Genomic DNA, 21,028 nt, shown 5'->3' on the forward strand with positions numbered 1-21,028 from the left:
ATACAGAGCACGTCTGACACTCGGGCCCGCCCCCACGGGCCCGATTCACGCGGCCCCGCGGCTCAACGCCGGGCCTGGATCATTTGAACGGTCCTGTCCTCGCCCTGCTCCACCGCGGCCAGCACTTCCATCTGCAGCACGCGGCGCACCTTGGCGTTCTCGATCCACAGGTTGATCTTCCGCGGCGCCTTGCCCTCGGTGCGCTCGGTCAGCTCGACCTTGAAGCAGGGAACCTCCTTCTTCAGGGCGCCCAGACCCGCGACCGGGCCCGCGAAGGGGACCGAAAGCTGCCAGGTGGAGAACGGCCTGCCCGAGGCCAGTCCCTCCGGCTCGAGCACCTCGAGGCTTCCGGTGAACCCCTGCCCCAGGGGCAGCGTGGCCAGGGCGAGCTCCAGCGGAGCACCCGGAAACAGCAGCGGCTTGTCGCCCACGAGCTGCTCGAACTTCACCGGGGAGACGCCCTTGCGCTCGCCGCGCAGCGCTCCGTCCACGAGCTCCAGGCGCATCGAGCCCCCGCCGGGAGAGCGGCCCGTCCACCGGTAGGGCAGCAGCGTCTTCGCGTCCACCCAGTAGCTGTTCTCCACCTTGCCCGCCGGGGTGCGGCCCGTGTCGGTGATGACGAACGCGTCGCGCTTCTTGTCGCGCTTGCGCAGGGTCTTGCGCTGGGTGGTGCCCACCGTGAAGCTCCAGGGCCCCCCTCCTCCGAACGGCTTCTGCTGGACACTCTGGTACTGGAGCGCTCCCGGCTTGAGCAGCGACGCCTGGAGCAGCGTGGCGAGCGAGGGCACGGACTGGGAGGGGCTCGCGGCGGAGGGGCTCGCGGCGGGGCTCGCGACAGCGGGGCTCGTGGCCACGGCGGGCGGAGGCGCCACGGGCGGCGCGGACGGCTCATCCACGCGCAAGGAGTTCACGAAGCGCTGGATCACCGCCTCGGGGGGAAGCTTCTCGCCGCCCGCCTCGACGTCCACGAGCTGCGCGCCGACGAGCACCAGCCGCCCCGCGGATTGATAGGCCGAGCCATCAATGGACTCGAACCGGTAGTCGAGCGCGGGGAAGGACCCCACGAGCAGCGGCTCCTGGCGCTTGATCTCGAAGCCCCCCTCCTCCGCGTTCCGGCCCAGATAGCCTTGGAGGTACGCGGAGGGCGTGCCCTCCACGTCCGCCTTCCCGTACGACACGCGCAGGATCCACTCGTCCGTGGGGTCCTCATAGCGGCAGTCGGGCTGCTCGGCGTTCGTGTCGCACGTGGGCTCGGAGGGGAACTCGATGCTGAAGCGTCCTCCCGAGGGACTCACCCGCCGGGCCGGGGTCTCGGGGGAAGGTTCGGAGGGAGCGGCCGCGCAACACAGGATGGACAGGCCCATCGACACACCCGCGTGTGCCAGGCCTCGCCAGGACGAAATGAGCATGAGCCGGAGGTCTATCATGGCCCGGCCCCCGTCCGCGCCCTGGGACCCGGGCGCCTCCCGGCCCCACCCACCAGGATATGCGACACGAGCTGTTCCCCGAGGTGGACATCGCCTCGCCCCCCCAGGTAAGCCAGAGGTGCGGTTGCGTCAGCCCCCTGCCCTGAGCCCCATGCCCGAGCGGAACATCCACCAAGAAGCCGTCACGGCATGGCGCGCGGGCTGGACGGGGACCCTGGCGCAACCCGCGTTATTGGACCTCTTCGAGCGCGCCCTGGATGCGCTCTGGCACCGCGCGCACATGAGCTTGGGCGAGATGACCCTGATGGCCATCGTGGATCGGGTGATCCACCAGGGCGGCGAGCAGTACCCCCACCTCGCGCAGCTCAAGGTCGAGACGAGCGGCGTGCACTTCGGCGAGCTGCGACATTCCGTCCAGGAGCTCGATCGCGTGCTGCTCGAGGAGTCGCTCGTGTTCCTGGTGTACGAGCTGCTGCGGGTGTTCGGCTCGCTCACGGGGGAGATCCTCACACCGGGCCTCCACGCGGAGTTGCACAAGGTACGGGTGTCGTCGGTGGCGTCGCAGGGAGGAAAGCCATGAGCGGGCCCGCAGAACCCTTTTCGCTACTCCGGCTGGAGACGGGCATTCCCAACCTGGATGCCATCTTCCACGGCGGCATGCCCAGGGGCGTCATCTCCGTCATCGCCGGTCCCCCGGGCTCGGGCAAGACGACCCTCGTCCAGCAGATGTGCTTCCACCACGCCGCCCAGGGCGGCCGCGTCCTCTACTTCAACACCCTCTCCGAGCCCACCGCCAAGACGCTGCTCTACCTGCGGCCCTTCACCTTCTTCAACCCCAAGCTGCTCGACGAGCGCATCCGCTTCATCGACCTCGGCCTGAGCCTGCGCACCAAGGGGCTGGAGCTCACGACCAACCTGCTCATCGAACAGCTCAAGCTGTTCAAGCCCACCATGGTGGTCATCGACAGCTTCAAGGTCTTCGATGACCTGGCCCGCTCGTCCGAGGAGCTGCGCAAGTTCACCTACGAGCTCACCGTGCGGCTGATGGCCTGGGAGTGCACCACCTTCCTGCTCGGCGAGTACAGCTCCGAGCACTTCGAGCACCCGGCCTACTCCGCCATCGACGGCATCATCACCGTGAAGCAGGAGCAGCGCTCGGGCGAGCGGCAGCGGCTGCTGCAGATCGTCAAGATGCGCGGCACCTCGCACAGCCACGAGGAGCACCCCTTCGTCATCACCTCGGCGGGTGTCGAGGTGTACGCGCCGAGCATCACCCTGCGGCGCGCGAACAAGGCCGCGTCGGGCGTGGCGGGCGTCCAGCGGATGAAGACGGGCATCTCCAAGCTCGATGCGCTCCTGGGCGAGGGCATTCCGCTGGGCTCGAGCATCATCGTGTCGGGCGTGTCGGGCACCGGCAAGACGGTGCTGGGGCTGGAGTTCCTCTACCGGGGCGCCCGGGAGTTCAACCAGAAGGGCCTCTTCTTCTCCTTCGAGGAGACCGCGGCGCGCCTGCACGACACCGCCCGGGGGCTGGGCTGGGAGCTGGAGCGGGAGATCGACCGGGGCATGCTGCAGATCGTCTTCATCCCCCAGCCCGACATCCTCGTGGACCGGGACCTGCTGGAGCTGCAGCGGCGCGTGGAGACGTTCGGCGCCCAGCGCGTGGTGGTCGACTCCATGTCCGTCTTCCTCCACAAGCTCGAGCACCGCAGCCTCATCCGGGACAAGGTGTTCTGGCTGACCAACATCATCCAGAACCAGGACGCGGTGGGCCTCTTCGCCAACGATCTGCCCGCGGGCACGCAGCAGCACAGCCGCTTCGGGGTGGAGGAGACGGTGATGGACGGGCTCGTCCTCCTGTGGTCGGAGGCCCAGGGGCTCGAGCGCCATCGCTACCTGGAGGTGAACAAGCTGCGCAACACCGCGCACGCCTCCGGCCGGCACTCCATCACCATCGGCCCCGGGGGCATCCAGGTCTTCCCGCGCCTGGACGAGGTGCCCCGCATGGCGCCCCCCGTGCCCTTCTCGCCACGCAAGGATCGCGTGTCCACGGGGGTGCCGCAGCTCGACGCGCTGCTCGGCGGCGGGCTGCTGGACGGCAGCGTCACCCTCTTGTCGGGCAGCCCCGGCACCGGCAAGAGCACCCTCGGCATCCAGTTCGTGCTCGAGGCGGCGCGCAGCCAGGAGCGCGCGCTCTACATCACCCTCGAGGAAGGCCCCCATCAGCTCGTCCTGGGCGCCGAGTCCCTGGGGCTGCCCCTGCGCGAGGCCGTCACCTCCGGGAAGGTGGACATCCTCTACCTGCCGCGCGAGCACCTGCACGCCTCGCGCTTCCTGAGCATGGTGGAGCAGAGAATCCATGACCTGCGGCCCACCCGGCTGGTGCTCGACAGCGCGAGCGACATCGAGGTGCTCGGGTTCATCTCCGAGGAATTGCGGCGGCTGCTCTACGGGCTCGTGCTGCGCCTGCGCACGCTCGGGGTGACGTGCCTCTTCACCGTGGAGGCCCGCTCGCTCTTCATCGCCGACACCATCAGCGAGCGCGGCCTGTCGCCGCTGGCCGACAACATCTTCATGCTGCGCTACCTCCAGGAGGAGGGAGGGCTGGTGCCGGTGCTCACGGTGGTGAAGACCCGGGGCAGTGCCCATGTCCGCGCCAGCCACCGCATCCTCATCGGGCCGGGCGGCTTCAAGCTGGGTGGCCAGATCGAGGTGCCGCTGCCATTTTCAGGGCAGCAGAAGAGGAAGCGTCACCTGGGCATCAAGTGGAGACGCCCCAAGTAGGGTCCGCACGCCAGCAGCCCTGGCAGGAGTCACCCCATGGTGGAATCGAGCCCACCCCCCCCGCTTTCATCTGGCGACTCCCCCGAGACGGCCTGGAGGGCACCCCGGCCCGGCACGCCCGCGCTCTTCCGCGAGCTGGAGCACGCCTGGCGGCACCTGGGCTACCTCTACGAAATCAGCAAGCTGCTCAGCGGCTTCGACACCGTGGAGCACACGCTCCCCCGGTTGATGGCGCTGGCCACCCAGGTGCTGCCCGTGCGCACCGCCCTGCTGTTCGAGGGCGTGGATGCCCATGGGGAGGCCTGCCTGGAGCGCCCCCGGTTGACGGCCTGGCGGGCGGCCGATGTGCCGGACGCGCAGTGGATCCGCGCCATGGAGCAGGCCACCACCAGCTATTCCTACCTGGTGGGAGCCACCGGGGTGCGGCCCCAGGTCGTCACGGCGGGGGCACCGGGGGCCGGGGACGTCCTGGCGCTCGCGCCCCGCGGCGCGACCCCGACGCTCGTCAGCCTTCCGCTGGTGGCCAAGGGCCGCGCTTTCGGCACGCTCCAGATGGAGGTGACGGGGGTGCTGGCCGAGGAGGGGCTCGCGTTCATCGACGCGGTGACCAACCAGCTCGCCACGGCCCTGGACCGCGCCCACGCGCTGCGCCGCGAGGTGTGCCTGCGCGAGCGGGCGGAGGCGAGCGAGCGCGCCCAGCGCGAACTGCTGGAGCGCGAGCAGCAGGCGCGCCGGGAGCTGGAGAAGGCCCACCGGCGCCAGAGCTTCCTCGCCGAGGCGGGCGCGCTGCTGACCCAATCCCTCGACTACCGCGCGTCGCTGTCCGCGGTGGCGCGCCTGCTGGTGCCCACGTGGGCCGACTGCTGCGTCATCGACCTGTTCTCCTGTGACACCAAGGACTCGTGCGGCACCGAGCGCGTCGCCCTGGTGGTCACCGAGCCGCCCGGGCCGGCCCCGGCGGGCACGTCCTTCGTCACCCGGGCCTTCACGGACCACCCCTGGGTGGCCTTGCAGCCCAGCCCCGAGCGCCTGACGGAGCAGAGCTCGGCGGTGGAGCGGGCCGAGTGGGCCGGGTTTCCCTCCAACCTGCGCCTGCGCATCCAGGTGCGCGGCCGCACGCTCGGGGTGGTGAGCCTCATCGCCGCCAGGCCCGGGCGCCATGACGCCGCCGACGTCGCGCTCTTCGAGGCGCTCGTGCAGCGCATCGCGGCGGCGGTGGACACCGCGCACCTCTACGAGCAGGCCCAGGAGGCGGTGCGCTGGCGCGACGAGCTGCTCGCCGTCGTCTCCCACGACATCAAGACGCCGCTGCTCGTGGTGAAGCTCAACGCGGAGATCCTCCTCAAGGCCGCCCACGAGGCCACGCCGCACCCGCGCCAGGAGCGGCTGATGGAGTCCATCCTCCACTCGGCGGACCACATGAGGGATTTGATCGCGGGGCTGTTGGATCGCTCGCGGCTGCAGGGAGGGCCGCTGCCGCTCGCGCTCGAGCCGCTGCCGGTGAAGGAGCTCATCGAGCAGGTGCTCCCGGTGCTCCAGCCGCTCGCGGTGAGCCGGGCGCTGAAGCTGCGGGTGGCGGTGAGCCCCGAGGTGAGGCCGGTGAAGGCAGACCGGGAGCGCGTGCACCAGGTGCTCACCAACCTGGTGGGCAACGCGCTGAAGTTCACGCCCCCGGGGGGAACCATCACCTTGAGGGCCAAGCCGGTGGACGGGCTGGTGCGCTTCTCGGTGAAGGACAACGGGCCGGGCATTTCCCCCGCGGACGTGCCGCACCTCTTCGAGCGCTTCTGGCGCTCGGCCAGCGCGTCCGAGCGGGGGACGGGGCTGGGGTTGAACATCGTGAAGACGCTGGTGGAGGCGCACGGCGGAACGGTCTGGGTCGAGTCGCAGCTCGGCGCGGGCAGCACCTTCTTCTTCACCCTGCCCGTGGCCGACTGAGGGCGTGGGCCACGGCGCTCACTGCCGCCCCAGCTCCCGGTCCCACGCGTACAGCACCCCGTTCACCGTGAAGCGGTAGGCACTGGAGATGTCCTCCCAGTCATCCGGGCGGAGCGCGTCGAGGCGCTCGCGCAGGAAGTCCGGGTCGCTGAGCTGCTCGCGGTGTTGGAGATCGGCGTTGGCGCGCACCAGGACGGGAAGCACCCGGAGCACGGCCTCCATGCACTCCTCCCGGGTCGCGCGGGCCATGCGCTCCACCGTCAGCACCAGGCGCTCGCGCGTCGAGGCGGGGCTTCCGGGACACCATGCCTCCAGCGTCATGCCGTAGATGTCCTCCACCAGTTCCTCCAGCGTGTACTCGCGATCGAACCAGAACGCGTAGCGCGGACCCCGGAGCACGTCCCAGAAGTGCAGCAGCGCGGCGAGTCGCTCGGCCATGCGCCGCGAGCTGCGCAGCGGGTAGGGAGACACGGCCTGGAAGAGAGCGCCCCACGGGGTGCTCAGGCAGAAGGACTCGAAGGCCTCCTCCATTCGCTGGCGTTCCTTTTTCGGGACGCCGTCATTCAAGTGCATGAAGACATCGGAGAACAGGTGCACCCGCCAGCGGGGGTGGGGGATGATGTTGGAGTCGCCCCCTGAGTCCACGATCAGCACCTCGCCGGGCGGCACCTGGCGCATCCTCCGGGGCTGGGTAAAGGCACCGGTCTTTAGGTACTCCCGAGCCCACTCCTTACCCTTGGTGCTCACCTTGCGGAGGATGTCGCCGGTAAGGCCGTGGAGCATCGCGGGAAACTCGAGCACCGGGGACTGAGACACGGTCATGGTCCCGGCCCTACCATAGCGGTCACGTGAGCCTCAAGCACCAGGACCCGCGCTCGCTTCGAGGGGGCCAGACGCCGCCCGCTCAGTGGCAGTCCACGGGCAGGTAGACCTGGCCATGGAAGCCGCTGGGCCATTCGCCCTTTTCATAAGCAGCCCGGATCGCCTGCTCGGCCATCTCGCCGCGCTTCTCCGCCTCTTCCCTGGGCAACGCTTCTTCCTTCTGGGCCGCCCGCTCCTTCCAGGAAGCCTGGGGTTTCTCGCGCCGATAGCTCCAGCGATACAGCGTCACTCCGGGCTCGGGCGTGCGCCAGGACAACTGCCAGAGTGCTCCTCCGTTCTCGAATTCGAGGAAGAGTGAGCCGTCGAAGCCAGTGCCTCCCTTGAGTTTCTTGTCGGGTTTGACGGCCTCGTTCAGAGCCGCCAGGTAGCGCCCCGCCTGTTCTCTGCCTTCCTCGCGCCCTTCCTCATTGTCTGGCTTTATCTCGAAGAGTACGAGGGCGCTCGTATCGGTGATGTCCGGGCGCAGGAGCCTGACGAACTTCGAGAGACGCTTGGGATTGCCCAACTCTCCGTGCTCCACAATGGTGGAGAGATTGTTGGGGTCGAGGAAGACGGTTCTGGAGGGGTACTGCACGAGGTACTGCTTGCCAATAGCAAGGTGCGCGGCCTTGCCAAGAAAAGCGTCCCAGGGCTCCCGGGAGTCTGGCTTGCGGCCCGGGAGTTTGAAGGAAGGAGGCTCCGCCTGGGCGCCGAGGGCGACCAGGAGCACCAGGAGCAAACCCGCCAGACTCCAGCCATACCGACGCCTGCTTCCATGCTCCTTCTTGTCCACCCCACATCTCCCGTCTTGGTGTCTGCATTCGGAGGGAACCAGAAAGGGCTGACATCCCGAGGACAATGACACCGGGCGCGGCGGCGCTCAGTGCCGCCTCAGCGCCCGGTCCCACGCGAACAGCTGTCCATTCACCGAGTAGCGGTAGGCACTGGAAAGAGACTCGAACTCCTCTGGGCGGAGCGCGCCGAGGCGCTCGCGCAGGAAGTCCGGGTCGTTGAACTCCTCGCGGTGCTGGAGGTCGATGTCCATCCGCACCACGCTGGGAATCACCCGGAGCACAGCCTCCGTGCACTCCTCCCGGGTGGCGCGCGCCATGCGCTCCACCGTCAGCGTCAGGTGCTCGCGCACCGAGGCAGGGCCTCCGGGGCACCACGCCTCCAGCGTCACCCCGTAGATGTACGCGATGAGCTCATCGAGCGTGTGGTGGGTGTCGGGCGCCCTAGACGCGTAGCGCGGGCCCTGGAGCACGTCCCAGAAGCGCAACAGCGCCGCGAACCGCTCGGCCATGCGCTGAGCGCTGCGCGGCGGGGGAGGAGACACGGCATGGTAGAGCGCGCCCCACGGCGTGCGCAGGCAGAAGGACTCGAAGGCCTCCCGCGTGCGCGGGTACACCTCTTCCGGCACGCCTTCGTTCAGGTGCATGAAGACGTCGACGAACATGTGAATCCGCCAGCGTGGGCGGGAGGTGACGTCGAACACGGCTCCCGAGTGCACCTCCAGAAGCTCGCCGGGCGGAACCTGGAGCATCCGCCGGGGCGGGTTGAAGCCACCCGTCTCGAGGTACTCCCGGGCCCACCTGCGGCCCTCGATGCTCACCTGGCGGCGGACGGCGCCAATAGTGCCATGGAGCATCGCGGGGAACTCGAGCACCGGGGACGGGACCGTGGTCATGGCCTCGGCCCTACCATGGAGGTCATCTGCGCTTCAAGCGCCAGGACCCGTGCCCCCTTCCACACTCCTGCACGTCCACCCCGCGCCTCCCGGCTTGTCGAGCACGGGAGGCGGGGCGCTTCGCGAAGGCCGCGCCTAGAAGAGGAAGTCGGTGGTGAGGAAGTCCGACTCGCGCCGCGTGAGGATGGACTGCACGAGCGTGGTGTTCTCCTTCGTCGTCTTCGCCGCCACGAGCGTGCGGATGGAGAACACGCGCAGCGCGTCCGCCACCGACAGCGTCCCTTCCGCCGAGTCCTTGCGCCCGTTGAAGGGGAACGTGTCCGGCCCGCGCTGGCACTGGCAGTTGAGGTTGATGCGGCCCACCTGGTTGGCGAACGCGTCGATGAACCGCCCGATCCGCGCCGAGTCCTGTCCGAACAGGCTCAACTGCTGGCCGAACTGCGACTCGACCACGTAGCGCACCGCCTCCTCGTCCTCGTCGAACACCATCACCGGAATCACCGGGCCGAACTGCTCCTCCGTCGCCAGCCGCATGTCGCGCGTCACCGGGTACACCACCGCCGGGAAGAAGAAGGACTGGTTCACCTGCCCCCCCCGCTCGTTCACCACCTTCGCCCCCTTGCCCACCGCGTCGTCCACCAGACCGCGCAGGTAGTCCGTCTTCCCCGGCTCGGGCAGCGGCGTGAGCGCCACCCCCGGCGTCCACGGCATTCCCGGCTTGAGCTTGTCCACCGCCGCGCTGAAGCGCTCGAGGAAGGGTTTGATCACCTTGCGCTGCACCAGCAGCACCTTGAGCGCCGTGCACCGCTGCCCGTTGAAGGACAGCGTGCCCGTGATGCACTCCTTCACCGTGTTGTCGAGGTCCGCGTCGTCGAGGATGATCGCCGGGTTCTTCGCGTCCAGTCCGAGCACCGACTTGAGGCGGTGCGGCCGCGGGTGCATGCGCTTGAGCTCGCTGGCGCCCTTGTTCGTCCCGATGAAGGCGAACAGGTCCACCTGCCCGCTCTCCATCAGCGCGCCCACCGTCTCGCGGCCCCGGCCGTAGATGATGTTGATGACGCCCGGCGGGAAGCAGTCGCGGAACGCCTCGAGCAGCGGACGCACCAGCAGCACGCCGAACTTCGCCGGCTTGAAGATGACCGCGTTGCCCATCAGCAGCGCGGGAAACAGCGTGCTGAAGGTCTCGTTCAGCGGGTAGTTGTACGGCCCCATGCACAGCGCCACGCCAATGGGCGCCCGGCGGATCTGCGCCATGATGCCCTGCTCCTGCACGAAGCGCGACGAGGTCCGATCCAACTCCTTGAGCGCGCGGATCGTCTCGACGATGAGATCGATCGTCCGGTCGAACTCCTTCTCCGAGTCGCCCTGCGTCTTGCCGATCTCCCACATCAGGAGGTTCACCACCGCGGTGCGCTGGGCGCGCATGGCCACGAGGAAGCGCTCGACGTGCTCGATGCGCTCGGCCACGCGCATGGTCGGCCACGCGCCCCGGCCATGGTCATAGGCCTTCACCGCCGCCCGCAGCGCCTCGAGCGACTCCTGGGAGGTGAGCAGCGGCGTGGCGCCAATCACCTTCTGCTCCACGCCCTTGGCCGTCTTCACGAAGACCGGGCTGCGCACCGGGTTGAGCTCTCCCCCCCACATGCGCAGCTCGCCCCCGATGAGGTACTCGCGCTGCTCCAGATACGCGGGCAGCCGCACGCTGGCGGGAATCTGTTCTTCGGAGGGAAAGAGCTCGTCGAGGGAAGTCATGGGGAATCCTTTCTTGCGCCACTATCTACGCCTCGGCCCCCTTCCGCGCTCTTGAAGTTGAGCCCGCCCGAGCGGCCATTCCCCACCGGCCCCGCTCCGCTTCCCCGGATCTGGTTCCGCTGGAGATTTTCAGCCCGCCCCCTTGGTCCTCCAAGCAGGGCTCCGAGCGGTGCGGACCCTCCCACTCTCATGGCAGGCCCTGGGCCGCAAGTTGGTCGCCGGGAGGACCGCGACGGTGCGGATCGGCCACCGGCCACCTCCAAGACCCAACACACCCGTGGAGGCCCGCCGCTGAGGCGGCTGCTCGGAGTCGTCCCCCCCCATCCATTCCGCCGTCCGCAACTCTTCGCGCCGCGAACTCATGGCACACTTTGACACCCTCAGGTGAATCACCTAGGCGAGTGACGTGAGACTTCCACTTCGCACGGCACGACTGGCGCTCGTGTTCCTGCTCGTTGCGTCAGGGGCGTTGGCCGCCCCCGCGGACGATGTGCAACGAGTGCTAGAGCACTCGGGCCTGTCCGCGCGCGTGCACCTGACGCCGGGAATGTCACTCACCCCGGAGCGGGCCCAAATGCTCTGGCGCGGCCTGCTCGACAGCACGCCCACGGCGCGCTCCTTCGCCCCCCGCACCGTGCTCGCCCACTTGCTCAGAGACGTCCTCACCACGGGGAGCACCGTGTCCTATGTCTCGCTGCTCGTCACCGCCGAGCGCTTTCGCCCCCTGGTGGTGGTGCGTCCGGATGGCTACGCCACCGTCGCGCTCACGGGCGCGCCCCTGGCGTCGCTTGGACGGCCCTCCCTGTACGAAGACCAACTCCACGTGCAGCGCCTGCGCGTGGGCGCCTTCTACTTCGACCGGGCCGGTGTCTTCTTCGCCGTGGACGATGCACTGCGACCCCAAGGATTGCCACTCGGAGAGTTGCCCTTGGGACGCGACCCCGCCACCGCCACCCTCCTGGGCGCCCAGGATGCCTTGGAACAGATGGCCCATGCTCTCGCGGCGCTGTTGACCCAACCGGTGCGCTCGCTGGACAGCCTGCGCCAGTTGCCCTCGGCCCTCGCGGGACTCATCTCCTCCTCTCCCGAGTACTTCGCCCGTTACGGCGCCATGAACCTGGACGACCAGGTGCGTGAGGCCTCGCGGCTGGCCACCCACGTGTTGACGCTCCAGGGAGGCCTCGTCTCGCAAGGCGCTCGGCTGTCGGCTGCCGCGCGCCTGCCGGTGCTCACGCTCTCGTCCCAAGGCGAGCTGATGGTGCGTGTGGTGTCCGTGCCATCTGGCGTCCTCACCTCGGCCTTGGGCACGGGAGCCACTTCCGCCACCCTCGTCTTCATGGCCCAGGGAATGCCTCCGGGGGGCGGCGTTGCGTGGACGCCTCCCACGGGTGGGCCCGGACAATGGATACAAAAATCCGAGAGCATGTCGACCGAGGCCCAGCAATATCAGTCACAGGTAACGGGCGCGCCTGATGGCTGGGTGTACCGCGTACGCACCGGCTCAGGCCCCAAGGACTTCGTGGACTTCGATGGCTTTCGCGACGGCGTGCTCCTGGAAGTCAAGGGTCCTGGTTACCAGGAGCTCTTCCAGAAGATGTATGGCAAGAAATGGTTCGACGGACTCGATGAGATGGTCGCCCAGGCCAAGAGACAATTCGAGGCGGCCAGCGGTGTTCCTCTCCAATGGCACTTCGCGGAACGCGAGGTAGCTACCCCCCCGAGTCGCTGAGAGATCATTCCAATGGAGGAGACATACTACGTAGGGGCCTACTGGCTGGCACGGAAGGAGTCCGCGAGTGCCTGTGCTCCGCGGTTCGAGCGATTTCTCGGACTGCTCTCCCACTGCGATCCGACGTTCTCTCAATGGTTCAAGAAAGGCAGGACTCGTGAGGCGGCACTCGAACATCGCTTCGCAAGCGATGCGGGCGGTATCGCCACCTTCTTCAATCAACAGAGCCAGGAGGACGGGCGGCGGGAGACGAGTGGGTGGACCGCCCATCTCTGGAATGGACAACCTGACGGGACCGCGAGTGGACTCTCCATTCATTGCGGTGACGCCTCTCCCCGACTTCCCAACTCCTGCCTGCTGTATCCACCAGAAGAACCCCCCGTGGCCGAGAGATTGCTGCGCGCCCACCCACTCGCCTCCATCCTCCGCGCCATGGTCCTGGCCTGGGAGCCCGAGTGGGGCATCGCCACCTCCCACGAGCATCGCGACTCAGTGACGGAGTCCGGCGAGGCGGGCACCTTCGTGGGTTGGCTCACCTACTTCTCCCACCGCCGGGGCGCCCTGCCTGCGCTGCCACCCTCCGTTCAACTCGAGTCCGTGGAAGATCTCGGCACCCTGGTCCTCCTCACCCCCGAGCGCTTTACCCTCGCCAACCCCACCCACGTGGAACTCGCCCGCGAGGTCTCCGAGCGTCTGGCCCACGCGGGCCTGCTGTCACCCCTTCGCCCCGGCTCATCCTGACACTTCGGCCGGCTATCCAGGTGAGCCATGCCTCTGTCTCGTGAGCAGTTGGTTTCAATCGCGAAGAGCTACTGGTCTTCAAATGGAGACCCGCGCTCGCGACAGGAGCTCAGCCCCGAGGCGGAGCGGCTCCATGCGCGCTGGGAACAGGAGCTTCTGAAAATCACTCAGTGGTGGGCATTCCTCGAGGGCCTCGAAATGGAATTGCCGGGGTTCTCCATCGGCGATGCCACGGCCACCCCCGATGCGTGTTTCCGCTGCGTGGCCTATCCCACGGGCACTCCCCTGCCAGCCCTTCGCTGGGTGGTCGTCGGTTGCGTCAGCATTCTCGCCCCCGTCTACACCGTCTATGGCGTGCGCTTCGAATATGGCGAGACGACGCGGGCTCTCCGGGAGGTGGAGTTCGATCCCCACCGGCCCGAGATACGCGCGCCCGCCGAGGTCATCGCCAGGAGGCTCGAGGCGGTGTTCGGATTCAGCACGCTCCCGCGAGAGGTCGCCGAGACCCCCGTCCCCCTGTTCGTGCAGTGGAAGCAGCCTCCAGAGACGACGCTGTTCCACGCACTCTTCACCAACGAGCCTGGAAGCCTGCCTTGAGCCGGTGGAGGAAACCCACGCTCAAGCCGGCCGGCGGCTGCCCAGCACCGCCACGCCCAGGCCCAGCATGGCGATGAGCGTGAACGAGCCGCGCAGCGTGGCCACGCCCGCCACGAGCCCGATGAGCGGCGGGCCCACCAGGAAGCCCAAAAAGCCGATGGAGGACACCGCCGCCAGCGCCGCCCCCGGCGACATGGTGCGCGAGCGGCCCGCCGCCCCGTACACCAGCGGCACCACGCTCGACACGCCCAGCCCCACCAGCATGAAGCCCAGCAGCGCCGTGGGCAGCCGCGGCAGCCCCACCGCCAGCGCGAGCCCCAGCGTGATGAGCACGCCGCTCGTCTGGAACACCCGCCTGAGCCCGAAGCGCCGCGTGAGCCCGTCCGCCAGGAAGCGCCCCGACGCCATCATCGCCATGAACGCCGCGTAGCCCGCGCCCACCCAGTCCGGGTCCGCTCCCACCACGCGCGCGAAGTACACCCCGCTCCAGTCGAACATGGCGCCCTCGCAGATCATGCAGCAGAAGGCCATGACGCCCAGGCCGAGCAGCTCCCGGTCCGGCATCACGAACACCCGCTGCCCGGCGCCCTCGTCCGGCGCGTCCGAGAGCAGGAAGCGCGAGCACGCGGCGAGCGCCGCCAGCATGAACAGCCCCATGCCCAGGAAGTGGGGCAGGGGCTCCACCCCCGCGCCGATCATCCCCGCGCCAATGCCCGCGGCCACGAAGCCCGCCAGGCTCCACAGCCCGTGGAAGGACGCCATCACCGAGCGCCCATAGAGCGCCTCCACCCCCACCGCCTGCGTGTTCACCGAGATGTTCACCACGTTGCCGGTGAAGCCAAACACGAACAGCACCCCGAGCAGCACCGGCAGCGAGTTGACGAAGCCCAGCCCCACCAGCCCCGCCGCGTAGACGACGAGCGCGCTGAGCGCCACCAGCGCGCTGCCCTTGCGCGACACCCACCAGCCCGCCGCCGGCAGCGCCGCCATGGACCCGGCCGGCAAGGCCAGCAGGACGAGCCCCAGCGCCGCCTCGGTGAGGCCCAGGCGCTGCTGGATGCTCGGGATGCGCGAGGCCCAGCTCGCGAAGCACACACCTTGAAGGAAGAACAACGCGCCGGCCGCCATGCGGTGGACGTGGCGCGGATAACCCGTTTCCGTACCCTGGAGAATCATCTCGGCCCCTGGCGTGTCACGCCCCGCCCGCGAATGCAACCACCCCCCGCCGTCAGCACCCGTCAGCGCGCAACCCTCCCCCTCCGTGGGGACTCCAAGCACTCTCCCGTGCCAGGCAATGTCAGACAGCGCGTGTAGGGTGTCCCTACAGAGAGACGGCCACGGGGTGTGACATGAGCTGGATTGTCTATTTGATGGGCGCTGCGGGCTTCGACTCGGTGCGAGACTTTCCCGAGGGCTGGTCACCCCCGCCGCTCGGGCCCCGCGAGAGCGTCATCCGCCGGCTGCTCGAGGTGATGCCCACCGCCGTCTTCCCCCACCCCGCCGAGGGCAGCTACCACGGCGCGGACTTCTCGCTCACCTTCGACCTGGGCCCCTGGGAGCCCACCCCCCGCGTGCGGCTCATCGTCCAGGGCACCGGCGAGGACGCGCTGGACATGCTGGGCCGGGTGGCCGAGGCGCTCGACGCGCGGGCGCTCGACACGGGCCTGGGCGACTTCATGCGCTTCCACAAGGACCCCGTCACCGGGCGGCACGTCTGGCGGGATGCTCCCCGGCCGGAATCCGGGTGGGCTCCGGCCTGAGGGCCCCTCCGCCTGGAGGCCCTCCAGGAGAGGCGCCCGGGTGGAGTTGCCCCGGGGGACACGGCCCCCCACGGTTGCCATGGAACGCGGACGGTGCCCGGCCCCTGGCCGAGGCACCCACGAGGAGCGGCCATGGCCCAGACAATTCGTGAAGTGATGACCCGCGACGTGGAAGTCATCGGTCCCCAGGACACGCTGCGTGACGCGGCCGAGAAGATGCGCAGTCTCAACGTGGGCGCCCTGCCCGTGTGCGAGGGAGATCGCGTGGTGGGCATGCTCACCGACCGCGACATCGTCGTGCGAGCCATTGCCCTGGGCATGGACTCGGCCAGCACGTCGGTGGAGGACGCGATGACGGGCAACGTGCAGTACTGCTACGCGGAAGATGACGCCATGAGCGTGCTCGCCCGCATGCGGGACATGCAGGTGCGCCGCTTCATCGTGGTGAACGAGGACGAGCGCCTGGTGGGCATCGTGTCGCTGGGCGACCTGTCCCAGACGATGAACGAGCGGCGCGTGGGCGAGGCCCTGGAGGGCATCTCCGAGCCGGCCCCCACCGCCTGAGCCCTCCCGGCACGGGCACGCTCCGAGGCGAGTGGCTGGCCGCCTCCCCGCCCTCCGGCCGGGTGGCGGTCCCCGCTCCGCCCGCCTGGATGTTTTCCCGTTTCCCGGGGGCCACCTTCAGCGGGACGGAGGTGCAACGTGCGTGGAAACATCCAGGTCCTCACCCTGAAGGGCATCCCCATCCGGGTGCACTTCTCCTTCCTGCTCATCCTCCCGTTGCTCGCGTGGAGCTTCGGGCAGTCGTTCCAGTTGGCGGCGCGCGCGGCGGACGTGCCTCCCGAGCGCCTGTCCGGGCATCCACTCGTGTGGGGGCTGGGCGTCGCCGTGGCGCTGTTCCTGTCGGTGCTGCTGCACGAGCTCGCCCACTCCGTCTACGCGCTGCGCAAGGGCGGCGAGGTGAGCGACATCCGGCTGATGATGATTGGCGGCGTGTCCAACATCACCCGCATGCCCGACGGCGCGCGGCACGAGGCGCTCATGGCGCTCGCCGGGCCGGTGACGAGCCTGCTGCTCGGCGCGCTGGCGTTGTTCGTCCACCACCTGCTCGAGGGCACGCGCTCCTTCAACCTGAGCTTCGCCGTCTTCTACCTGGGCTCGCTCAACATCTTCCTGGGCTTCTTCAACCTGCTGCCCGCCTTCCCCATGGACGGAGGGAGGATTCTGCGCGCGGTGCTCTCCGGGTGGCTCGGGCGGGTGCGCGCCACGCGCGTGGCGGGCTGGGTGGGCCAGGGCTTCGCGCTGCTCTTCGGCCTGTTCGGCATCATCACCGGCAACTTCATCCTGCTCTTCATCGCCTTCTTCGTCTTCATGGGCGCGGCGGCCGAGTCGCGCCAGGTGCTGCTGCAGTCGAAGCTCGCCGACGTGCCCGTGCGCGAGCTGATGGGGCCGCGCACCGCCACGGTGGAGGTGGAGGCGAGCCTGCGCGAGCTGACGGAGGTGCTCTATGGCGAGCGGCTGCGGGCCGTGCCGGTGGTGGAAGCGGGGCGCGTGGTGGGGCTCGTCACGGTGGAGGCGCTGCGGCAGGTGCCCGTGGAGAAGCTGGCGGGCCTGGCCGTGCGCGAGCTGAGCGAGCCGGTGCCCGTGCTCACCCCGGACTCCACCGCGTGGCAGGCGCTCCAGGAGATGGGCCAGCGGCAGATGCTCCAGTTGCCCGTCACCGAGGACGGGGTGCTCGTGGGCATGCTCTCCCAGGAGGACATCCTGCGCGGGCTGGAGCTGCGCGAGCTCAAGGAGTCGCGCCGCCAGGGCCAGGGGCCGTGGAACCTCGGGGGCCGCGGGCACGAGTCGCCCACCTGAGTCCCCGCAGAACGGTGGGCCGGGCTCCGCTCCGCGCGACCGGAGCGGGGCCGCTCACCGGAACGCGTGCCCCCGCGCCCCTCCGTTCGCCGCCGGGCATCCGCGCGCCGCGCGCTGTGTGGCGCACCACACACGGGCAAGCCCCACCGGGAGGCGGCACTCCCCGACCCGCCCCGCCGCTCCCTAGCTTGGTCGCACCATGCCCCCGTCCGTCGATGTCCCGGCCCATGAGCCGGCCCCGCCCTCCGCGTGGAAGGGCCGGGCCGTGGCGGAGCTCACCGAGGCGCGCGCGCGCCTCTTGCGCATGCTCGAGCGCCTGGGCGAGGCGGAGCTCGTCGCGCAGCACTCGCCCCTCATGTCCCCCATCGTCTGGGACGTGGCCCACGTGGCCAACCACGAGGAGCAGTGGCTCCTGCGCGCGCTCGGCGCCCCCGCCCTCACCGGCCCGGACGTGGACGCCCTCTATGACGCCCTGCGCCACCCACGCGCCACCCGCGTCCACCTGCCCCTGCTCTCCCCCGCCCAGGCGCTCGCCTACGCGGCGCGGGTGCGCGAGGCCTCGCTCGCGTGGCTGCGCGAGTTGTCCGAGCACTCGGACGCGCCCCTGCTGCGCGGCGGCTTCGTCTTCGGCATGGTGGCCCAGCACGAGCAGCAGCACCTGGAGACGATCGCCGCCACGCTGCAACTCATGACGGCGCGCGACTGGCGGCCCACCGCGCTCGCGCGCCCCCGTCCCGGCCGCGCCGCCTGGCACGAGGTGTTCCTCCCCGGAGGCCCGGTGCGCCTGGGCAGTGACGCGCCCTGGGCCTACGACAACGAGCGCCCGGCGCACACCGCGCACGTGGGCGACTTCTTCCTGGACTCGCACCCGGTGACGAACGGGGACTACGCCGTCTTCGTCGCCGCGGGAGGCTACGAGGACGCGCGCTGGTGGACGCCCGAGGGCTTCGCCTGGGTGCGTCAGGAGGGCGCGCGCCACCCGCTCTTCTGGCTGCCCCAACCCGGGGGACGCTGGTGGCGGCGGCGCTTCGGGTGGGAGGAGCCCTTGCCCCCGGACGAGCCCGTGCAGCACGTGAGCTGGTACGAGGCGGACGCCTACGCGCGCTGGGCCGGCAAGCGCCTGCCCACCGAGGCCGAGTGGGAGCGCGCCGCGTCCGGCCTCGCCCCGGGCTCGCGCGCCTTTCCCTGGGGGGACTCGCCCCCGCGCGCGGAGCAGGCCACGCTCGGCGGAGACACCTGGGGCCCCAGCCCCGTGGGCGCCTTCCCCGCGGGCACCACCCCCGAGGGCGTCTCGGGCCTGCTCGGCGATGTGTGGGAGTGGACGTCCAGCACTTTCGGCGGGTACTTGGGATTCCAAGCGTTCCCCTACCGTGAATATTCGGAGGAGTTCTTCGGGACGGACTACCGGGTGCTCAAGGGGGGCTCGTGGGCCACGGCGCCGGTGGCCGCGCGCAACAGCTTCCGCAACTGGGACTACCCCCAGCGCCGGCACATCTTCGCCGGCTTTCGGTGCGCACGCGACGCGAGGTGACACACATGGCGGCAGGCAACGGCAGGCAGCGGCGGCGGGAGCGGCCCGCGGTGACGATGCAGGTGCACCTGCGGCCGGGGGACATGCGGCGCACGCTGCGCGCGGAGGTGCTCGAGAGGCTGTGCGTGGAGGGGCGCCCGAAGGAGCTGTCCCCCAAGTGGCTCTACGACGAGCGCGGCAGCCAGCTCTTCGACGATATCACCCGCCTGCCCGAGTACTACCCCACGCGGCGCGAGCGGGAAATCCTCCGGGAGCACGCGCGGGACATCGCGCGCGCGTGCGCGGCCCACACGCTCGTGGAGCTGGGCAGTGGCAGCAGCGAGAAGACGCGGCTGTTGCTCGACGCGCTGCGGGAGGAGGGCGGCCTCGAGCGCTTCATCCCCTTCGACGTGAGCGAGTCCTTCCTGCGCCAGGCGGCCGAGGCGGTGGCGCGCGACTACCCCGGGCTGCACGTGCACGCGGTGGTGGGGGACTTCGAGCGGCACCTGGGCAAATGGCCGCGCGAGGGCCGCATGCTCGTGACCTTCCTCGGCGGCACCATCGGCAACCTGAAGCCCGCCGAGCGCGCGCGCTTCTACGCCCGGCTCGCCGAGGGGATGGAGCCGGGGGATGGCCTCGTGGTGGGGACGGACCTGCTCAAGAGCCGCTCGCGGCTGTTCGCGGCGTACAACGACCGGGCGGGGGTGACGGCGGCCTTCAACCGCAACGTCCTGCGGGTGCTCAACCACGAGTTGCAGGCGGACTTCGACCCGGACGCCTTCGAGCACCTGGCGCCCTTCGACGAGGAGAACCAGTGGGTGGAGATGAGGCTCGTGTCCACCCGGGCCCAGGCGGTGCGGCTGCCGGCGCTCGAGCGCTTCGTGAACTTCGCCGAGGGCGAGGTGCTGCGCACGGAGGTGAGCTGCAAGTTCCACCCCGCGCGGGTGGAAGAGGAGCTGGCGGCGGCGGGCCTCGAGCGCGTGGGGTGCTGGACGGACGCGGCGGGAGACTTCGCCTTGTCGCTCGCACTCAAACGCTGAGCGCCCGGCGTCCAAGCGCGTACCGGCCAACACTCGGCGGCGCCGGGGCGGGTGGGACCGTCCGGCGAAGAACATCCGCACCGGGCGTCACGGGGGGGGAGGACCCACGCCTACCTCCGAATGCGTCATACCTTGGCACGAACGGTCCAGCCTTAGGCGTCGCGTGGCGGCGGGCCCCAGACCGGAGCACCAGGAGCCCACCCTCCGGGGGGGAAGGGTCGGCATCGAGGTGTATGGGGATTCATCGGGCGCCGCCCGGAGAGCATGAGGTCGCTCCCGGGAGTGGCGCCCGATGTCTTTGCGGGACTAGCGCGGCGGGGGTTGCAGGTGGATGGCCTGGCAGGAGGAGGCCGCCTCGCGCACCTCGTCCTCGGAGACCCCGGGCAGGCTGGCGCACAGGAACAGGTCGCGCTCCACGCGCCGCGCGCCGAAGAAGGCCGGGTGGGCCTCGCCCACGCCTCCGTCCGCGAGCCTCGCCGCGAGCTTCACCCGCACGAGCACGAAGTCCTCGCCCTCCTCGAGCTGCTCGTCCGAGCGCTCGAACCCCGCGAAGGCGCGGCCGAGCAGCGCGGTGAGCGCCTCAGCGGAGGGCAGCGCGTCGCCCTCACCGGTGCGCAGGTCCACGCGCAGGACGGGATGATGGGGAGGGCCGAAGCGCAGGCTGCCATCCTCTTCGGGCTGGGCGCTCCACCCGGTGGGCAGGGGCACCTTCACCCCCACCCGGCGCGAGGCGGAGCGGGGAGTCCCGGCGGACGCATCCGGGGACTCCACCGGCACCTCCGCCCGGCGCTCACGACAGCCCTCGCACCCCGTGCCCCCGGCGGCGAGCGCCAGCAGGGCGGCACCCAGGCGCGGGCGCACGGACCGGCGCACTTCTACTTCCGGCCCTCACCCGGGGCGGGCGGGGGCGGGGGCGTGGAGCCCTTGGCGCCGAGGTTCTCCATCTTGCTGGTGCCCTCGAAGATGACGCCCCGATCCATGGTGAGCGCGGGCGCCTCGATGTTGCCCTTCACGCGCGCGGGCGCATGCAGCTCGATGAGCTGCGTGGCGCGCACGTTGCCTTCCACGGTGCCATTGATGATGACGGTGCCGGCGGTGATCTCCGCCTGGACCCGGGCGCCCTCACCCACCACGAGCACGTCCTTGGTGATGATCTGCCCGTTGAACTTGCCGTCGATGCGGACCTGCCCCTCGAAGGTGAGCTTGCCCTCGAACTCGCTGCCCTTGCCCAGCAGCGTGTGAACCTCACCCGGACGCGTCGCCACGAAATCCTCCTTGCTGCTACCGCCCCCGAGGAGCGGAACGTTGGTCTTCTCTTCCTTCTTGCCGAGGAGCGCCACGC

The 21,028-nt window shown here is 69.9% G+C and carries 19 protein-coding genes; 11 read left to right on the top strand and 8 right to left on the bottom strand.

Annotation, left to right across the window (positions count from 1 at the left end; genetic code table 11):
- Nucleotides 1-62: 62 nt before the first annotated feature.
- Nucleotides 63-1,409: a hypothetical protein gene (locus F0U63_RS48425; protein WP_395842255.1), complete on the bottom strand. Its 1,347-nt coding sequence runs from the start codon at nucleotides 1,407-1,409 to the stop codon at nucleotides 63-65.
- A gap of 142 nt (nucleotides 1,410-1,551) precedes the next feature.
- Here F0U63_RS48425 and F0U63_RS48430 point away from each other — a divergent pair, with 142 nt between their 5' ends.
- The 3 genes from F0U63_RS48430 to F0U63_RS48440 are packed head-to-tail and all read left to right on the top strand — an operon-like array spanning nucleotide 1,552 to nucleotide 6,149.
- Entirely contained in the window at nucleotides 1,552-2,007 is a 456-nt protein-coding gene (locus F0U63_RS48430; RefSeq protein WP_395842257.1) for a hypothetical protein, read from the top strand.
- Nucleotides 2,004-4,211 (top strand): ATPase domain-containing protein, encoded by a 2,208-nt coding sequence (locus F0U63_RS48435; protein ID WP_395842259.1) that lies wholly within the window; start codon nucleotides 2,004-2,006, stop codon nucleotides 4,209-4,211. Before F0U63_RS48430 ends, F0U63_RS48435 begins: the two co-directional genes overlap by 4 nt.
- Nucleotides 4,212-4,247: 36 nt before the next feature.
- Nucleotides 4,248-6,149, top strand: coding sequence for an ATP-binding protein (locus tag F0U63_RS48440; RefSeq protein ID WP_395842261.1), 1,902 nt, complete (start codon nucleotides 4,248-4,250; stop codon nucleotides 6,147-6,149).
- 18 nt (nucleotides 6,150-6,167) lie between these two features.
- On the opposite strand, the gene F0U63_RS48445 is transcribed toward F0U63_RS48440, so the two are convergent.
- From F0U63_RS48445 to F0U63_RS48460, 4 genes are all read right to left on the bottom strand, one after another.
- The gene (locus tag F0U63_RS48445) at nucleotides 6,168-6,971 is read right to left on the bottom strand and encodes a hypothetical protein (protein WP_395842264.1); all 804 of its coding nucleotides are present in this window, start codon (nucleotides 6,969-6,971) and stop codon (nucleotides 6,168-6,170) included.
- Between the two features lie 82 nt (nucleotides 6,972-7,053).
- Nucleotides 7,054-7,803 carry a hypothetical protein gene (locus tag F0U63_RS48450; protein ID WP_395842267.1) on the bottom strand — a complete coding sequence of 250 codons (750 nt, stop codon included), beginning with the start codon at nucleotides 7,801-7,803 and terminating at the stop codon, nucleotides 7,054-7,056.
- An 87-nt stretch (nucleotides 7,804-7,890) separates the two neighbouring features.
- The gene (locus tag F0U63_RS48455) at nucleotides 7,891-8,697 is read right to left on the bottom strand and encodes a hypothetical protein (protein ID WP_395842269.1); all 807 of its coding nucleotides are present in this window, start codon (nucleotides 8,695-8,697) and stop codon (nucleotides 7,891-7,893) included.
- Between the two features lie 135 nt (nucleotides 8,698-8,832).
- Entirely contained in the window at nucleotides 8,833-10,449 is a 1,617-nt protein-coding gene (locus F0U63_RS48460; protein ID WP_395842272.1) for an NADP-dependent glyceraldehyde-3-phosphate dehydrogenase, read from the bottom strand.
- Between the two features lie 406 nt (nucleotides 10,450-10,855).
- On the opposite strand from F0U63_RS48460, the gene F0U63_RS48465 reads away from it, so the two are divergent.
- The 3 genes from F0U63_RS48465 to F0U63_RS48475 are packed head-to-tail and all read left to right on the top strand — an operon-like array spanning nucleotide 10,856 to nucleotide 13,516.
- Nucleotides 10,856-12,178, top strand: a complete 1,323-nt coding sequence (locus F0U63_RS48465) for a Tox-REase-5 domain-containing protein (protein ID WP_395842274.1) — start codon at nucleotides 10,856-10,858, stop codon at nucleotides 12,176-12,178.
- Between the two features lie 12 nt (nucleotides 12,179-12,190).
- A complete protein-coding gene (locus F0U63_RS48470) occupies nucleotides 12,191-12,919 on the top strand; it encodes an immunity 52 family protein (protein WP_395842276.1) in 729 nt (242 codons plus the stop codon).
- Between the two features lie 27 nt (nucleotides 12,920-12,946).
- On the top strand, nucleotides 12,947-13,516 hold the full coding sequence (locus F0U63_RS48475) for a hypothetical protein (RefSeq protein WP_395842278.1): 570 nt from the start codon (nucleotides 12,947-12,949) through the stop codon (nucleotides 13,514-13,516).
- Nucleotides 13,517-13,537: 21 nt separating this feature from the next.
- On the opposite strand, the gene F0U63_RS48480 is transcribed toward F0U63_RS48475, so the two are convergent.
- The gene (locus F0U63_RS48480) at nucleotides 13,538-14,692 is read right to left on the bottom strand and encodes an MFS transporter (RefSeq protein WP_395842281.1); all 1,155 of its coding nucleotides are present in this window, start codon (nucleotides 14,690-14,692) and stop codon (nucleotides 13,538-13,540) included.
- Nucleotides 14,693-14,865: 173 nt separating this feature from the next.
- Here F0U63_RS48480 and F0U63_RS48485 point away from each other — a divergent pair, with 173 nt between their 5' ends.
- From F0U63_RS48485 to egtD, 5 genes are all read left to right on the top strand, one after another.
- On the top strand, nucleotides 14,866-15,276 hold the full coding sequence (locus F0U63_RS48485; RefSeq protein ID WP_395842283.1) for a hypothetical protein: 411 nt from the start codon (nucleotides 14,866-14,868) through the stop codon (nucleotides 15,274-15,276).
- A 132-nt stretch (nucleotides 15,277-15,408) separates the two neighbouring features.
- Nucleotides 15,409-15,840, top strand: a complete 432-nt coding sequence (locus F0U63_RS48490; protein WP_395842286.1) for a CBS domain-containing protein — start codon at nucleotides 15,409-15,411, stop codon at nucleotides 15,838-15,840.
- Between the two features lie 138 nt (nucleotides 15,841-15,978).
- Entirely contained in the window at nucleotides 15,979-17,136 is a 1,158-nt protein-coding gene (locus F0U63_RS48495; RefSeq protein WP_395842289.1) for a M50 family metallopeptidase, read from the top strand.
- Between the two features lie 199 nt (nucleotides 17,137-17,335).
- Entirely contained in the window at nucleotides 17,336-18,667 is a 1,332-nt protein-coding gene (gene egtB, locus F0U63_RS48500; protein WP_395842292.1) for an ergothioneine biosynthesis protein EgtB, read from the top strand.
- A 56-nt stretch (nucleotides 18,668-18,723) separates the two neighbouring features.
- Nucleotides 18,724-19,686, top strand: coding sequence for an L-histidine N(alpha)-methyltransferase (gene egtD / locus F0U63_RS48505; RefSeq protein WP_395848545.1), 963 nt, complete (start codon nucleotides 18,724-18,726; stop codon nucleotides 19,684-19,686).
- Between the two features lie 306 nt (nucleotides 19,687-19,992).
- Here the strand turns inward: egtD and F0U63_RS48510 are convergent, their stop codons facing one another.
- Together F0U63_RS48510 and F0U63_RS48515 are read right to left on the bottom strand one after the other, a co-directional pair.
- Nucleotides 19,993-20,547 carry a hypothetical protein gene (locus F0U63_RS48510; RefSeq protein ID WP_395842295.1) on the bottom strand — a complete coding sequence of 185 codons (555 nt, stop codon included), beginning with the start codon at nucleotides 20,545-20,547 and terminating at the stop codon, nucleotides 19,993-19,995.
- Nucleotides 20,548-20,561: 14 nt separating this feature from the next.
- Nucleotides 20,562-21,026, bottom strand: coding sequence for a polymer-forming cytoskeletal protein (locus tag F0U63_RS48515; RefSeq protein ID WP_395842298.1), 465 nt, complete (start codon nucleotides 21,024-21,026; stop codon nucleotides 20,562-20,564).
- Nucleotides 21,027-21,028 lie beyond the last annotated feature (2 nt).

Source organism: Cystobacter fuscus (assembly GCF_044360685.1).
Lineage (GTDB): Bacteria > Myxococcota > Myxococcia > Myxococcales > Myxococcaceae > Cystobacter > Cystobacter fuscus_C.

What these genes read in the sequence shown, in the direction of transcription:
- F0U63_RS48435 (WP_395842259.1), top strand. Translation starts at nt 2,004, where the DNA reads ATGAGCGGGCCCGCAGAACCCTTTTCGCTACTCCGGCTGGAGACGGGC.
- F0U63_RS48490 (WP_395842286.1), top strand. Translation starts at nt 15,409, where the DNA reads ATGGCCCAGACAATTCGTGAAGTGATGACCCGCGACGTGGAAGTCATC.
- F0U63_RS48460 (WP_395842272.1), bottom strand. Translation starts at nt 10,449, where the DNA reads ATGACTTCCCTCGACGAGCTCTTTCCCTCCGAAGAACAGATTCCCGCC.
- F0U63_RS48440 (WP_395842261.1), top strand. Translation starts at nt 4,248, where the DNA reads ATGGTGGAATCGAGCCCACCCCCCCCGCTTTCATCTGGCGACTCCCCC.
- F0U63_RS48485 (WP_395842283.1), top strand. Translation starts at nt 14,866, where the DNA reads ATGAGCTGGATTGTCTATTTGATGGGCGCTGCGGGCTTCGACTCGGTG.
- F0U63_RS48480 (WP_395842281.1), bottom strand. Translation starts at nt 14,692, where the DNA reads ATGATTCTCCAGGGTACGGAAACGGGTTATCCGCGCCACGTCCACCGC.
- F0U63_RS48425 (WP_395842255.1), bottom strand. Translation starts at nt 1,409, where the DNA reads ATGCTCATTTCGTCCTGGCGAGGCCTGGCACACGCGGGTGTGTCGATG.
- egtD (WP_395848545.1), top strand. Translation starts at nt 18,724, where the DNA reads ATGCAGGTGCACCTGCGGCCGGGGGACATGCGGCGCACGCTGCGCGCG.
- F0U63_RS48475 (WP_395842278.1), top strand. Translation starts at nt 12,947, where the DNA reads ATGCCTCTGTCTCGTGAGCAGTTGGTTTCAATCGCGAAGAGCTACTGG.
- F0U63_RS48470 (WP_395842276.1), top strand. Translation starts at nt 12,191, where the DNA reads ATGGAGGAGACATACTACGTAGGGGCCTACTGGCTGGCACGGAAGGAG.
- egtB (WP_395842292.1), top strand. Translation starts at nt 17,336, where the DNA reads ATGCCCCCGTCCGTCGATGTCCCGGCCCATGAGCCGGCCCCGCCCTCC.
- F0U63_RS48455 (WP_395842269.1), bottom strand. Translation starts at nt 8,697, where the DNA reads ATGACCACGGTCCCGTCCCCGGTGCTCGAGTTCCCCGCGATGCTCCAT.
- F0U63_RS48445 (WP_395842264.1), bottom strand. Translation starts at nt 6,971, where the DNA reads ATGACCGTGTCTCAGTCCCCGGTGCTCGAGTTTCCCGCGATGCTCCAC.